Origin of the sequence: Streptomyces sp. SID13726, from assembly GCF_010548375.1 — a bacterium.
Classification (GTDB): Bacteria; Actinomycetota; Actinomycetes; order Streptomycetales; family Streptomycetaceae; genus Streptomyces.
This window is the reverse complement of the sequence record NZ_JAAGLY010000690.1, coordinates 1-406: the sequence shown is the minus strand read 5'-3', so window position 1 is coordinate 406 and position 406 is coordinate 1. Positions and strand designations below refer to the sequence as shown.

Here is a 406-nt window from a genome sequence, read left to right as displayed (position 1 = left end):
GGGTCGGTGGTCGGGCCGGTGCTGGGGGCGCCGCCGGTGCCGGGTCCGGCGGGGCGCGGCCGGCCGAGGACGTGGTCCACGATCTCGGCCGTCGGGATGTCGAGGAGGTCGGCCTGGGCGAGCGCCGGCGCGAGGACCTCGTCGAAGAACCGGGCGCGGTGGTCGGCGAGCAGCAGCTCCCGCGCCCCGGGGGCGACGAACATGCCGAGGCCGCGCCGCTTGTAGAGGACGCCCTCGTCGACGAGGCCGGCGAACGCCTTCGCGGCCGTCGCCGGGTTGATGCGGAACGTCGTCGCGAACTGCGTGGTCGACATGACCTGCTCCTCCTCCGCGAGCTCGCCCGCGAGCACCTGCGCCCGGATCATCTGCGCGATCTGGAGGTAGATGGGTTCCGGTCCGTCGAACA

The 406-nt window shown here is 74.1% G+C and carries 1 protein-coding gene; it reads right to left on the bottom strand.

Translation table 11 applies throughout. The features are described 5' to 3' along the window. The coding region (locus G3I78_RS49800) for a GntR family transcriptional regulator (protein WP_164437286.1) at positions 1 to 406 on the bottom strand (406 nt) is incomplete at both ends.